The sequence below is a fragment of the Bizionia sp. M204 genome, from assembly GCF_023205095.1.
GTDB lineage: Bacteria > Bacteroidota > Bacteroidia > Flavobacteriales > Flavobacteriaceae > Algorimicrobium > Algorimicrobium hallyeonense.
Genome location: NZ_CP046242.1, coordinates 1,742,068 through 1,754,869 on the forward strand (window position 1 = coordinate 1,742,068; position 12,802 = coordinate 1,754,869).

Below are 12,802 nucleotides of genomic sequence, written 5' to 3' on the forward strand. Positions count from 1 at the left end.
GTTAAAAAATAAGGTTACATTCAAAAAGAAACCCGAATACTTTAAGCGTTCACAAAACACGAACAAGTAAAAAATTAAAGCCGATGATTATAGAATCATCGGCTTTTTTATAGTCATAATATGTGTATTTTAGAATCTATAATTTAATATAACGGCAAAACTTCGTGGATCCGTTTGATTAATATAACGGGTTCTGTAGGTATTATACCCTATTTCGTTAAAGACGTTATTTAAAAGGAATCTCGCTTGCCAATGTTTATTAAACGTATAGGCGGCTTGCATATTTACCAAGGTGTAGGCATCCACATCAAACGGTTTTTGGTTTGGTACAATACCTTCATGCGTAACAGCACCAGAAGACCAATCGTTAACAGGACGTTCGCCTGTATAATATGCGCCCGCTCCAAATGACAGACCTTCCAATTGGCCTTTAAACGTATAATTACCATATAAATTAAATGTATGATTTGGGGTGTTTAATGGTGAAGAACCATAAACAAAGGAGGTGTGTTCTTTATATTCTGCATCAATATAAGAGTAACCGGCTATAACTTCAAAATTCTCTAATATACGCCCCGTTAATTCCACTTCAATTCCTTGTCGTTGATCATTTCCTCCCTTTTCATAATATAAAATAGTAGACCAAGAAGCATCATAAACGGGAAGGTTAATATCCTTGTTGTTTATTTTGAAATACGTTAGATTGAAACGTAAGCGACTATTTAACCAATTTGTTTTAATACCAGCTTCCAACTGATCATAGCGCTCATTACCCAATTCTTCGCCATTTTCACCTAACCTAGCAGCTGTTCTTGGATAAGAACTATTGGTATACGAAGTAAAGACATTCACATTTTTTAAAGGACTAACAATAACACCAAACAACGGATTAAAGGCTGTGCTTCGCGTGTTTTCCACATCCCCAACTGTTTCTGTACTACTAATACGTGCGCCTAAAAAAGTTTTTAACCAGGTATTCCAAGAAATAACATCCTGCGCCACTAAACCTAAAGCTCGTGTTTCACCGCCATTATATCCGGTTGCGCCTAAAGTTAAACCAGGCAAAGTATGGGTGTTATTTTGATATACATTAATGGTATCTACAACACCAGCGGATTGTGATGATGTGGCATATTTTGAGGTTCTATAGTCAAACCCAACTTGAAAGGTATGCTTAATTTTTCCTGTTTCTAATTCGTCTCCAATTAAATCAAATTGCAGCACACTGTTGTTATCGGAACGGGTTGATGTACTATAACTACGCTCACGAATATGATACTGCGGTTCATTGGCAACGGACACAACGTTTCCGAGGCCGGCACCTTTATCATTCAAATCCAATCCCGATGTGAAGAAAGCACCTTTTAATTCTAACTTATCACTTAATTTATGATCTAAACGAATAGAATAAGTGGAGTTTTGTGTAATAGAACGATCATTTTCAAATCCTAAAAACTGATTATGGGGTAAATCGTAAATGGCATTTACATCGTTTTCACCCAAATTAACCGTACCTAAATCAGGTGTCCGGCTATCATCAAAATAATCCATTTCAACCGTAACTTTGGTTTTATCATTAATGCGCCATTCTAACGACGGGTTGATATAAAAGCGCTCCGCAGAAACTAAAGAACGGTAACTATCTGCTCTTTCTAAAGCACCGTTAATTCTAAAAGCTAAATTTTTCTGTGTATTTATGGGGCCATAAACATCAAATGTTGTCCGTACTTGTCCATAACTACCCACACGTAAAGACACATCTCCACCATGGTAATATCTGGGAGTTTTTGTTACCATATTTATAACGCCTCCAGGGCTTCCTAAATCTGTAGCAACCCCTTGTGTAATGGATGCCGTTCCTTTTAATACCTGGATATTATCAATGCCTTGCATATCTGTTAACACACCAACGCCGCGAAAATCAGAATTAACACGAACTCCGTTTTTTAATATGGGAATTCCCCTAAACCCACGGGAGCTCATACTCTCACGTTTATTACCATAGGTTGCAAATGTATAAACACCAGGTACGTTTTTCGTAGCATCAGAAATGCTTAAATTCCCTTGCTGTTCTATTAATTTATCTGAAATAATGGAGATACTTTGAATTTGCTCATAAGGTTCCAAAGGCAATCTGGTTAAGGCTTCAATTTTATCAGGATGCTTAAAACGACTACCAAAAACTTCTACTTCATCCAAATCGGTATCACTCTGCAAAGTGATTGTTAATTCAACGGTTTCATTAGGTTGAAGCTCTATGCTCTTGTAAGCTGATTTAAATCCTACAAAGGAAACCTGAATGGTAAATGAGCCAGGTGCCACAGGTTCTAGATTAAAAAATCCATTTTCGTTGGTGGTAGTTCCTTGCTTCGTCTCTTGTATAAAAACGTGCGCATAAGCCACGGGTTCATTAGAGGCAGAAACTATAGTTCCTGATATTTTTGATTGCGAAAATGCAACCTGAAATGCTATCAAAAAAATCACATATAATATTTTGTTCATGGGTTAGTTATTTAGATTTATTTTAAATAAACGACAAATATAATACCCTTTAATAAAAACTCAAAGCTTATTTAGACTGAATTAAAATAAAAAATAGTAGTAATCTGACATTCAATTCAATAAAAATTAGGGTAAATAATTGTTAAAAAACACGTATTTTTAAGGTAGTAATTACGTATATCTATGAAAAAAGCCAATTCAGTTGAAGACTATATTGAAAGTCATGAAAAATATAAAGAAGCACTTAATCTTTTAAGAAAAATAATATTAAAAACGGATTTATAAGAAACCTTAAAATGGCATGCACCGGTCTATACCTGGCAAGGAAAAAATGTTTTAGGATTAGGGGCTTTTAAAAACCATTTTGGTATTTGGTTTTTTAATGGTGTATTTTTAAAGGATGAACACCATCTTTTAGAACAGGCCCAAGAAAAAACAAAAGGATTAAGGCAAATGCGCTTTGAATCTGTTCATGACATTAATAAAGATGCTGTTTTGAGCTATGTAAAAGAAGCGATAAAAAACCAAAAAGAAGGAAAAGAAATTACAGCGAGCCGAAAGGGAAAGACTATTCAGATTCCAAAAGAATTAGAGCAATATTTAAAAGATAACCCGACATTAAAATCCGCTTTTATGGCACTAACGCCAGGCCGCCAACGGGAATATTCCGATTATATTAAATCCGCCAAACGCGATGCCACCAAGCAAACACGTCTAGAAAAGATGAAACCATTAGTTCTTGAAGGTAAAGGCCTTTATGATAAATACAAAGACTGCTAAACCCTACATTAAAAAACGATAATTTAAGGATAATAAAACCGATTTTCTATTACCAAGTACACCTAATTCGGTTCGAAACATCCAGCTTTTATTGGCCTGATATTGGGCTCCAATTATACCATTCCATTTTTGTTGTACCTGTTTATCGAGGCCATATTTAATAACGGCTTCTTCATCTGCATCCGCTAAACGCTCTACTATAGGCGTAAGTATTTGATCGGCAATAACCTTTTGTGGAATACTAGCTTCATTATTATACCACTGATAATAATTATTGACTATTTCATCGCGTTTAACACCATCTGCACTTGGCAAAGCATCTTTTAATTTTAACTGTCCAGACGTATTACTACCTGTTTCCATAAAAATCCACCAACCCAAATGGCTATATTTCTATCTGGTCTATTTTTAAAAACATGACTATGACCAAACCTAATGTTCGTAACCCGCACAGGTACGGCTTCATCTAAAAGTTCCGGCTTGTTCCAAGTAAAATTAGCATCTACCGAGAAAAAAACAGAGCCAACGGCGCCTGCGAACATAAGGCCTACCCCAACACTAGAAACGTTTTGCTCTACTATAAATTGCAAGGTAATGGGATATACTAAGTTAATTTCCGTTCGTGAATGTCCATAGCCAAAAATTCCATAAACATTTAAAAACGGGAATACCCAAACATCGGGTCTTACATTAACAGTGTAACTAGTATTCACATTATTACCAAACTGAATAAAATTAACAGGCGTGAGGCCTATATTAATAAGTCGTGTATCTAAACCAAGCTGTAAGTTGTCCACCGTAATGCCTTGTTCCATAAACATGAAATTACCCATAATTCCTACCGGATAAGGAATATCAAAACCTTTATTATAGGCGCCTTGTCCAAAAACAGGAAAGGTATAATTATACGTAACTTGCTTTAAACTATCTCGATATGTTTCAAACTTCTCCCTAACTTTTGTGCTAGGCTGTTGGGCTTGTACAAAATTAAAACAAACAAAAGCAAATAAACTAGAGATTATTAGTGTCTTAAAATTCATAATTAATCTGATAAGGAATCTGTTTTTATTACAGGCTCTTCTTCAATTTTTTTAGCACTTTTTTTAGCACCTATAGGAAGATTCAATTTTAAAAATATAGAATTATTTTTAGTTTTTGAGTTCTCTTTATATACGTTTACCAAGCCTTGAAAATAGGTCAATCCTACGGATAACCCGCCAATTTTTTTAAATCGGTAACCAATGCCCATCCCTGCGCCGGCTTCAATAGGATTAATAGCATCTTTATTATCTTGACGGATCCGTGTATCTATACCAACGGCTTCATTAACATATTCTACATATGCTTTATAGCGTAAACCAAATTGTGGCCCAGCTTCAACATAAATATTGTTATTAAAAACTTATTTGGCATAAGCCGGAACAATAAAGTAATTAATTCTTTGGGTGTATGTTCCATCATGACTTATAAAATTAACGCCAGACGCTTCTAAATCTGCCAAACTTAAATCCGCAGTACCTAAATTAGATTTTACCAATACACCAGTGTAAAGGTAAAGCTGCTCTTGCATTTTAAAATTGAAATAAAATCCCAAATTAAAAGTTCCTGACCGATTGGAACTATCTAAACCCGATATATCTGAAAAATTATAACCGCCTTCTAAACCAAACTCAATATTAGGTGAGTTTAATTTGTCACCTAGAAGTAAGGTAATAAGAACTTGAGAAGAAACAGCTTGCACTGAAAACAAAAACAAGAGATTAAGTAGCGTTTTTCGTACCATATAAAGTTATTTGAACTAATATCGGAATTATAATTTAAAACTAAGGCAAAAAAAAGCCACTCGTTGAGTGGCTTTCTTTTTTTTAAACTTGTAATATTTATTTCACTTTCTCTGGTTCATTGAGTTTTTTACTCATTTCCATAGAAATTGCCGAGCGATCAAATTTTATTTTACCAGCAAGCGTTTCAATAATACAGCTGGCGTCTTTATCATTAAAGTCAACAACTTTACCATGCATACCACTTTTGGTAATAACGCGATCACCTTTTTTTAATTCGGCTGCGAATTTTTTTTCTTGTTTTGCACGTTTCATTTGCGGTGCTATCATGAAGAAATACACGACAACAAACATCAAAATAAACGGTAAAAACGTACTTAAACTTTCTCCCATCTGATTAATTAATCGTGGTTATGGCCTTCATGACCTGGTTGTGTACTGTACTTTCTAGGTGCAGCTTGTTGGTTTGGAACAGCTCCTGCTGGCATTTGACCTTGGTTCGTTACCGCTGGTGCCGTTGCTCTAGCAGGTGCATTAGGGTCTGGCTTAACAAATGCCGAAACTTTAACTGTTTCTTTACCCATTTCTGTGTTAGCCGTTATAGTTACCGTTTTAGTAACTTTATTTGCGCCTGTACCATCAAAAATAACGGTAAATTCGCCGCTTTCACCTGGTGCTAATGGCTCTCTACTCCAATCTTTTGGTACTGTACAACCACATGAACTCTTAATATCTGTAATTACTAATGGGGCATTACCAGTATTTTCGTATTTGAAAACAGTTTCCACTTTAGATTTTGCTTCAATTTCACCAAAATCATGTTCTGTTTTGTCAAAAGATAAAACCGGGAAATTAGAAGCTTGAGCATCTCTATCAGCTGCTTCGGCTACATTGGTGTCATCAATTTTTTTTGTCGCATCATCCTTACAAGATGTAAACGCGATTAAGCAAAATGCGCTTAATCCTAAAAGTACTTTTTTCATAATAATAATAATTTTTTGTTCGGGCTGTAAATGTAAGAATTATTTCTTACTACATCAACCCACGTCCTATTTTATTTAAGGTATCAGATTCTGCGTATTCTTTTACCAACTTATCTAAGATACCATTAATAAACACACTACTTTTTGGTGTTGAATATTCTTTAGCAATTTCCAAATATTCATTAATGGTTACTTTCACGGGAATTGATGGAAAATTGGTTAACTCACATATTGCCATTTGCAGTAAAACCGTATCTATATTAGCAATACGATCTGCATCCCAATTTTGAGTTTTTTGTGCTATCGTGTCATTTAAACCATTCTGTTTTAAAATGGTTTTCTTAAACAACTCTAAAGCATAGGCTCTATCATCTTCGTCTTTAAACAAGTCTGGTAAAAAGAATGTATCTGGAGAACTTGGTTTTACTTTACGCAATAATTTTAAAAGCGCGGTATTTACAACAGGCAAATCGTCTGTCCATGTTAAACTTTGATCTTCCAAATAATCATAAAGCTTATCATTGGGCGCAATGATTTCCTTAAACAACGCCACAATAAAATTTTTGTCTTCCGCAAAAGAGGAGGTTCGTGTTTGCATGTATTCCGCATACAAATCCGATGCTAGCATGTTTTTAAAAATAACATCTACATACTCGCTATCCAACTCCCAATTGGTAACCTTATGATCTTCAAAAGCATCGGCCAAACGGATATTATTTTTTAAGGCCAATAACAATTCGTTATTACTAAACTTTTTGTTGGGATCTTTATCGGCTGAAGTTGCTAATTGTTTTTGCTGCGTTTTCATCACGTAAGCTTCCGATCGTTCTTGCAACTTTATTAATAAGGATAACTGCAATAAATACAGGTTATACATGTTTTCTATACTGCGTAATAAAAATGTCTGATCGGCTTTAAAATCGCCACCTTCTCCACCTTTATAGGCATAGATGGTTTGCATAACTTTTATACGAATATGTCTTCTGTTTAGCATACTTCCAAAGAACTTTAAATTTAAAGAGGCGAAAGTAGTCCTTTCGCCTCGCAAAAATAATATTTATTTAATCGAATTACTTCGAATTCTCATTTTTTCTTGCATCAATTCTAGCTTGTGCAATATTTAACGCGGCTGTATTGGTAGTCACCTTATTTTTATCCGCATTGTTTAATATTTCCAATGTTGTATTGTAAATATTTTCAGTTTTACGCATAATTTCTTTACGGTCGTAACCTTCCAATTCTGCATAAACATTAATAATACCGCCCGCATTAATTAAAAAATCTGGAGCCCAAACAATACCACGTTCTTGTAAAATTTTACCGTGTTTCTGCTCCACGGCTAATTGATTATTGGCAGCACCTGCTATAACCTGTGCTTTTATTTTTTGAACCGTATCGTCATTAATAGTTGCTCCTAAGGCACATGGCGCATAAATATCCATAGGTTCTGAATAAATATCCTTACCTCCATAAATGGACACACCATACTTACTGCGTACTTCTTCCAAGCGTTCTTGACTAATATCAGAAATAGTTACATTGGCACCTTCATCTACTAAATGTTCTACTAATGCTTCCCCCACATTTCCAATGCCTTGAACAAATACCGATTTACCTTCTAAAACATCACTTCCAAATTTGTATTTAGCCGCAGCTTTCATACCCATAAATACGCCATAAGCGGTTATAGGGGAAGGGTTTCCCGCACCTCCAAGAGATTCTGAAATACCAGTAACATAAGGTGTCACTTCGCGAACCGTATCCATGTCTGCTGTAGTCATTCCAACATCTTCTGCTGTAATATAACGTCCACTTAAAGAATGTACAAATTCACCAAATTTACGCATCAATTCTGGCGTTTTTTGGGTTTTGGCATCGCCAATAATAACCGCTTTTCCGCCACCAAGGTTTAAACCGGTTATAGCAGACTTAAAAGTCATACCTCTTGAAAGCCTCAACACATCATTTAAAGCCTCCCATTCATTTTCATAATTCCACATTCTAGTACCACCTAAAGCAGGTCCTAAAACGGTATTATGAATTCCAATTATTGCTTTTAAACCTGTATCTTTGTCGTTGCAAAAAACAACTTGCTCGTGATTATCGAATGAGTGTTGACCAAAAACAGGATCAATCTTATGTAATTCATTCGCATTAACAACGTCTGTTACCATAGTAATTATAGTTTAATGTTATTTGTGTTTTATTATATCTGTAAAAACAACGTGCAAAATTAAGGGAATATTAATGTTTAAACAACATAATTAATAGTAAAATACGAATTTGTTAAAAACTTTATGCAAACGCAAATCAATTAATGAAAGAATTAAAGCATTTAAATAAATACTTCTTAAAATATAAAGGGAAAGTTATTATTGGCATTATTATTACCATAGTATCTAAAATATTTTTACTCTTTACGCCGGAACTAATTGGATCGTCAATTGATGTGGTGGACGACTTTAGAAAAGGCCTAATTACAGATGTGGATATTGTAAAGCAAAAACTCCTTATCAATATTGCATACATTATTGGTGCTGCCATTATAACCGGTGTATTGACCTTTTTTATGCGCCAGACCATTATTAATGTGTCCCGCTATATTGAATTCGATTTAAAGAATGAAATTTACCAGCAATACCAACGGCTTTCTTTAAATTTTTATAAAAAGAACCGAACGGGCGATTTAATGAACCGCATTAGCGAGGATGTTAATAGTGTTAGAATGTACGCAGGCCCAGCAATTATGTACAGTATTAACACCTTTACGCTTTTTGTTATTGCTATATTTTTCATGTACCGCCAGGCGCCTACCCTAACCTTATACACCATTATTCCGCTGCCTATTTTATCAATTATCATTTATAAATTGAGTAAAAAAATCCATAAACGCAGTACCATTGTACAGCAGTATTTATCTAAATTATCATCCTTTACGCAAGAAACATTTAGCGGAATTGCTATTATAAAATCCTACGGCATGGAGTCACAAGCATCCATGAATTTTGATGAGTTAGCTACGGAAAGTCGCGAGAAACAATTGGATTTAGTGCGAATTAATGCCTTTTTCTTCCCCATGATGATTTTATTAATTGGCTTAAGTAACCTTATCGTTATTTATGTTGGTGGCTTGCAATACATTGCGGGAGAAATTAGCCTTGGTGTTATTACCAAATTCATTATTTATGTCAATATGTTAACATGGCCCGTAGCTACGGTAGGTTGGGTAACATCCATTGTTCAAACGGCTGAAGCATCGCAAAACCGAATTAATGAGTTTTTAAAAATTTCACCTGAAATTCAAAACAAAGCGCTGCAGGCGTCAGAAATTAAAGGAGATATCCTATTCAAAAACGTATCCTTCACCTATGATGATACCAATATTCAAGCCTTAAAAGACGTATCGTTTACCTTAAAAGCAGGTGAAACATTAGCTATAATAGGAAAAACAGGCTCTGGAAAATCAACCATATTGGATTTAATTGGGCGCTTATATGATATTAAAAGCGGCGAACTTCTCATTGATGGTGAACCCATAGACCGCGTAAACCTTGATGATCTTCGGGATGCTATTGGCTATGTACCCCAAGATGCGTTTTTGTTTTCAGATACTATTAACAACAATATCAAGTTTGGTAGAGAGGATGCCACGGACGAACAGGTCATTCAAGCAGCTAAATACGCTCAAGTCCATAAAAATATTATCAGTTTTTCTAAAGGGTATGAAACGGTTTTAGGCGAACGCGGTATTACGCTTTCAGGTGGACAAAAACAACGCGTTTCCATTGCAAGAGCTATAATTAAAGACCCACAGATTTTATTGTTTGACGATTGTTTATCTGCGGTTGATACAGAAACAGAAGAGAAAATCCTTAATAATCTAAAGAAACTTACCTCGGGCAAAACAACCATAATAGTGAGCCACCGCATTTCCGCAGCTAAAAATGCGGATAAAATAATTATTTTAGATGCGGGTAAAATCGTTCAAGCCGGCACGCATGAAGCCTTAATAGAAACGGATGGTTACTATAAAAACTTATATGAAAAACAATTAAGTGAGGCTACCAACTCCTAGGCAAAAAACCATAAAACGCGCGTTTTTAACAATGTCATCCTTAATTACTTAAATGCGTTTTAACGAGATACATAAAAGAAAATTCATAATTTGTTGGTTGGTATCTGATTTTTTTAGATTTTTGAAGAACTTATAATTTGTGTTTCTATAATATATATGACTATGGATAATAATGGAATGATGGAGAAAGAAGAGATTTTCTCAAAAGTATTACGAGCTGGAAGACGAACGTATTTTTTTGATGTAAGATCTACAAAAGCAGGCGATTATTACCTTACCATTACCGAGAGCAAAAAATTTACAAACGATGACGGCTCTTACCACTACAAAAAGCATAAAATTTATTTATACAAGGAAGACTTTTCGGAATTTAATACCATTCTAAAAGAAATGACTAATTATATCATCAACGAAAAAGGCGATGAAGTGATTAGTGAGCGTCACCAAAAAGATTTTAAGAAGGAAGAATATACCACTGGAACCGAAACGGCAGATGAAATACCAAAATCTGCAGAAAGGTTTACAGATATAGATTTTGATGATATTTAATTATCTACCATCGCACACATATATAAAAAACCACTTTTTAGTGGTTTTTTTATATTTACAATTTAACGGCTAAAAGAGATATCAATAAAGATAAGCTTACATAAATCAATGCCACCTGGAAGCCCATACCAACCGCAAGTATAACGGCCACCACAGAAAGCCACAAAGGCACTAAACTGATAGCCAAACCAAACCGAAAGGTGGCTACAAACTCAACTTCTTTAATTTTGGGTTCTGCAAGAAATTTCCAAATAACATAAGGACCAAGCAACAGGACAATCATAAAAAACTTAAAAAATGCCTTTAGGATTTTAGGTTGTTGGGTTCTTTTAAAAGAACATTTCTTAAAATTGGAATTCAAACACCTATTAACGGCTTCGGGGTTTAGAAAGTCGGCGTTAACGGCCTGTAGTCTGCTTAAGGATTCTGTGTACGTATCCGCGGGTATATGTGTTGTTAATTGGGTAATAGCCTGCCAAACATCATGTTTCAATCGCAGTGCTTCCGAAGTCCGTTCTGATTCTAAATAAGCTTTAGCTGAAATTTCGGCACCAAAATAAACCGCTACACTATCGGAAAACGCATCCGCTTGTTCATAATTTAATCCTATGGGAATCAGCTTTAAATCGGTTGATGGAAACCGGGTTAATGTTTCAAAAACAATCCGTGTAAACCCTTTACTTAATGGTCTCAAGGTTCGGTTTATATGATGATTCCCTTCTGGAAACAATGCAACCGCTTCGCCTTGAGACAAACACTTGCTGCAATTTGCAAAAACGGCTGTATTATTGGTAACCGTATGCCATCCATCGCGAACGCGATAAACAGGAATCATATTCAAACTCCGTAAAAGTGCATTAATCATCGGTTTTTTAAAAACACTAGCACGTGTTAGAAAATAGGAAAACCTACCAGATTGGGTGGCAATTAACAAGGCATCCATAAGCGCGTTGTTATGATTGGAAACAAATAGAAGGGGTTCCTGTAACGGTACCCGTTCGCGATGTTTTACATGAATGCGCCTGTAATAAAAAAACAGCCCAAGGCCAATATAAAAACGAACACTATGTAACCAGATGTTTTTCAAACGGCTTGAGCTTTAGTTACTAATTTAGACGACCAAAAATAGGAGAGTAATAATCCGGAAACAATATGCCAAATCCCCCAAAATGCCGCCATAATAGCCATACCGCCTAGTCCATTAAAAAAGGTAAATATCAGTAATAATCCAATCCCTGAATTTTGAATCCCAGTTTCTATGGTCAATGTTTTCTGATTTTCATAAGAGAGTTTAAAAGCACGTGCTATTAAAAAGCCTAATAAAAAAGCGAGTATATTATGACTGATACCAAGTACTAAAACATGATGTATAAATTCAGAAAAAACATTCAAATTATTCAGGAGGGCAACAATAACGATGCCCACAAATACGATTATGGAAAATGGTTTTAACCAATGTGCCAAACGGACGGCAATTTTGGGGAACTGATACCGAACTAACATCCCACAAATTAGAGGAATCCCTAAAATTAGTAACACAATTTCAACCATATCAAACGGATTTAACGAGACATCCTGCAATAAAGCTGCAGTTGGCTGATATAAATGGCCATATAATTCAAAATTAAAGGGCGTCATAATTATCGCTATAAAAGTGGAAAAAGCGGTCAAACTTACTGAAAGCGCTGTGTTTCCGCCCGCCAAATGCGTCATAAAGTTGGATATATTTCCTCCAGGACAAGCGGCCACCATCATCATACCCAAGGCTATACTTGGTTGCGGATTCACCAAAACTATAAAGGCATAAGTTAACATGGGTAATAAAACAAATTGAGAAAGCAATCCAATTAAAACAACTTTAGGTGCTTTAATCAAGGCTTTAAAATCTGCCATTGAAATTCCTAGTGCCACGCCGAACATGACAACAGCAAGCGCCACGTTTAGAATCCACAAATTATTGGAATCAAAATGAATTTGAACTCGGTCAAGTTCCTGCATGAAAAAAAAGCGTTAGTTAGTAGGCTAATTAGAGTTGTAATATGATAGTAAAATTTTAAAATAGCAAATCAAATTCCAATAAATTGAATAAGCCTTATCCTTGATTGAATTTAGTTTTGACCTAAACATTTTAT

General features: G+C 35.2%; 14 protein-coding genes and 1 pseudogene. 4 read left to right on the plus strand and 11 right to left on the minus strand.

From position 1 onward, the window contains the following. Positions 1–129: 129 nt before the first annotated feature. The gene (locus tag GMA17_RS07880; RefSeq protein ID WP_248395063.1) at positions 130–2,502 is read right to left on the minus strand and encodes a TonB-dependent receptor; all 2,373 of its coding nucleotides are present in this window, start codon (positions 2,500–2,502) and stop codon (positions 130–132) included. Between the two features lie 345 nt (positions 2,503–2,847). Here GMA17_RS07880 and GMA17_RS15490 point away from each other — a divergent pair. Then, positions 2,848–2,961: pseudogene (locus tag GMA17_RS15490) on the plus strand (hypothetical protein); the annotation flags it as partial. Then, a complete protein-coding gene (locus tag GMA17_RS15495; protein WP_371922435.1) occupies positions 2,956–3,282 on the plus strand; it encodes a YdeI family protein in 327 nt (108 codons plus the stop codon). The pseudogene GMA17_RS15490 and the gene GMA17_RS15495, both read left to right, overlap by 6 nt. A 3-nt stretch (positions 3,283–3,285) precedes the next feature. Here the strand turns inward: GMA17_RS15495 and GMA17_RS07890 are convergent, their stop codons facing one another. From GMA17_RS07890 to GMA17_RS07925, 8 genes are all read right to left on the minus strand, one after another. Further along, positions 3,286–3,645 (minus strand): hypothetical protein, encoded by a 360-nt coding sequence (locus tag GMA17_RS07890; protein WP_248395064.1) that lies wholly within the window; start codon positions 3,643–3,645, stop codon positions 3,286–3,288. Continuing rightward, the gene (locus tag GMA17_RS07895; RefSeq protein ID WP_248395065.1) at positions 3,612–4,322 is read right to left on the minus strand and encodes a hypothetical protein; all 711 of its coding nucleotides are present in this window, start codon (positions 4,320–4,322) and stop codon (positions 3,612–3,614) included. The genes GMA17_RS07890 and GMA17_RS07895 overlap by 34 nt, the downstream gene beginning before the upstream one ends. Before the next feature lie 2 nt (positions 4,323–4,324). Then, on the minus strand, positions 4,325–4,669 hold the full coding sequence (locus GMA17_RS07900) for an outer membrane beta-barrel protein (protein ID WP_248400633.1): 345 nt from the start codon (positions 4,667–4,669) through the stop codon (positions 4,325–4,327). Between the two features lie 15 nt (positions 4,670–4,684). Continuing rightward, positions 4,685–5,065 carry a hypothetical protein gene (locus GMA17_RS07905; protein ID WP_248395066.1) on the minus strand — a complete coding sequence of 127 codons (381 nt, stop codon included), beginning with the start codon at positions 5,063–5,065 and terminating at the stop codon, positions 4,685–4,687. Positions 5,066–5,162: 97 nt separating this feature from the next. Next, on the minus strand, positions 5,163–5,456 hold the full coding sequence (gene yajC, locus GMA17_RS07910; RefSeq protein WP_248395067.1) for a preprotein translocase subunit YajC: 294 nt from the start codon (positions 5,454–5,456) through the stop codon (positions 5,163–5,165). Positions 5,457–5,464: 8 nt separating this feature from the next. Then, a complete protein-coding gene (locus GMA17_RS07915) occupies positions 5,465–6,046 on the minus strand; it encodes a DUF1573 domain-containing protein (RefSeq protein WP_248395068.1) in 582 nt (193 codons plus the stop codon). A 49-nt stretch (positions 6,047–6,095) separates the two neighbouring features. Beyond that, the gene (gene nusB / locus GMA17_RS07920) at positions 6,096–7,040 is read right to left on the minus strand and encodes a transcription antitermination factor NusB (RefSeq protein ID WP_248395069.1); all 945 of its coding nucleotides are present in this window, start codon (positions 7,038–7,040) and stop codon (positions 6,096–6,098) included. Between the two features lie 76 nt (positions 7,041–7,116). Next, on the minus strand, positions 7,117–8,220 hold the full coding sequence (locus GMA17_RS07925) for a Glu/Leu/Phe/Val dehydrogenase (RefSeq protein ID WP_248395070.1): 1,104 nt from the start codon (positions 8,218–8,220) through the stop codon (positions 7,117–7,119). A 143-nt stretch (positions 8,221–8,363) separates the two neighbouring features. On the opposite strand from GMA17_RS07925, the gene GMA17_RS07930 reads away from it, so the two are divergent. Together GMA17_RS07930 and GMA17_RS07935 are read left to right on the plus strand one after the other, a co-directional pair. Further along, positions 8,364–10,121: an ABC transporter ATP-binding protein gene (locus GMA17_RS07930; RefSeq protein ID WP_248395071.1), complete on the plus strand. Its 1,758-nt coding sequence runs from the start codon at positions 8,364–8,366 to the stop codon at positions 10,119–10,121. Between the two features lie 162 nt (positions 10,122–10,283). Further along, positions 10,284–10,670 carry a PUR family DNA/RNA-binding protein gene (locus tag GMA17_RS07935; RefSeq protein WP_248395072.1) on the plus strand — a complete coding sequence of 129 codons (387 nt, stop codon included), beginning with the start codon at positions 10,284–10,286 and terminating at the stop codon, positions 10,668–10,670. A gap of 55 nt (positions 10,671–10,725) precedes the next feature. On the opposite strand, the gene GMA17_RS07940 is transcribed toward GMA17_RS07935, so the two are convergent. Together GMA17_RS07940 and GMA17_RS07945 are read right to left on the minus strand one after the other, a co-directional pair. Then, on the minus strand, positions 10,726–11,757 hold the full coding sequence (locus tag GMA17_RS07940; RefSeq protein WP_248395073.1) for a lysophospholipid acyltransferase family protein: 1,032 nt from the start codon (positions 11,755–11,757) through the stop codon (positions 10,726–10,728). Beyond that, positions 11,754–12,668 (minus strand): bile acid:sodium symporter family protein, encoded by a 915-nt coding sequence (locus GMA17_RS07945; RefSeq protein WP_248395074.1) that lies wholly within the window; start codon positions 12,666–12,668, stop codon positions 11,754–11,756. Before GMA17_RS07945 ends, GMA17_RS07940 begins: the two co-directional genes overlap by 4 nt. Positions 12,669–12,802: the final 134 nt, after the last annotated feature.